The sequence below is a fragment of the Deltaproteobacteria bacterium genome, from assembly GCA_011773515.1.
GTDB lineage: Bacteria > Desulfobacterota > Deferrimicrobia > J040 > J040 > WVXK01.
In genome coordinates, this window is sequence record WVXK01000029.1 from 1 (window position 1) to 1135 (window position 1135).

At 51.1% G+C, this 1135-nt stretch carries 1 rRNA gene; it reads left to right on the forward strand.

Annotation, left to right across the window (positions count from 1 at the left end):
* Positions 1 to 573 precede the first annotated feature (573 nt).
* Positions 574 to 1135 (forward strand): 16S ribosomal RNA (locus tag GTN70_03565); the annotation flags it as partial.

The window sequence follows — 1135 nt, forward strand, 5'->3', positions numbered from 1 at the left end:
AATTCTTCGAAGTGTTCAGGGGTTAGAATCTGCTTTGCCTTTGCTAGGATTTCTAAGCATATGTCTTTGAAAACCAGGTCTGCGCATCCAAGCTTAGCGTCGTCAAGCAGCTCTTTGCAAGCCAAGAGAAGAACCTCGTTCAACATTCTTCACCTTTTTTTTCAATTTACAATTCATCGCAGGTTATACTTTACGACTCACAAATCCATATTAAGAATAAATGTTTTCACTCAATTTGCAACATTGTTTGCAACCATATGAAGCCTTAAAACCTTAAAAGGAGAACAAAACTAGGAGTGTTTGTTTCTTCTTAACCCTCAGAAAGCTTAATTAGGTTCGGTAGAAACACGTACTAATTGCAAGATCGCCCAAAGTGCTATTTCGGCGATATGAAATGCAAAAGCCGTAACCTCGGCGGCTTCAACCCCGACGTTTAAGGCGTCTAACGCCCCTGAATGATGGGTTCGACCTCCGGTTGCGGCGACAAAGATGAGGACCTGACTTCAGTTAGGTCCGAGATGAGCTTGGCGCTAATCCCCAATTCCAGCCGGTTTTGCGGCTAAAACTCCATACAGCAAATCCGGTTGATCCTGCCGGACCCTACTGCTATCGGGGTGGGACTAAGACATGCGAGTTGAGCGTCTCTAAGCCATGGTGGAGACGCAGCATACGGCTCAGTAACACGTGGCTAACCTACCCTTAGGACGGGGACAACCCCGGGAAACTGGGGCTAATACCAGATAGGTAAGGAGGCCTGGAATGGTTCTTAGTCAAAAAGGCGTTGAAACCATGCTTTTCGACGTCGCCTAAGGATGGGGCCGCGTCCGATCAGGTTGTTGGTGGGGTAACGGCTCACCAAGCCTATAACCGGTACGGGCCGTGAGAGNNCGGGCCGTGAGAGCGGGAGCCCGGAGATGGGCACTGAGACAAGGGCCCAGGCCCTACGGGGCGCAGCAGTCGCGAAAACTCCGCAATGCGCGAAAGCGTGACGGGGCTACCCCGAGTGCCGTCCGCTGAGGATGGCTTTTCCCCGGTGTAATGAGCCGGGGGAATAAGGAGAGGGCAAGACTGGTGTCAGCCGCCGCGGTAATACCAGCTCTCCGAGTGGTAGGGATGATTATTGGGCTTAAAGCGT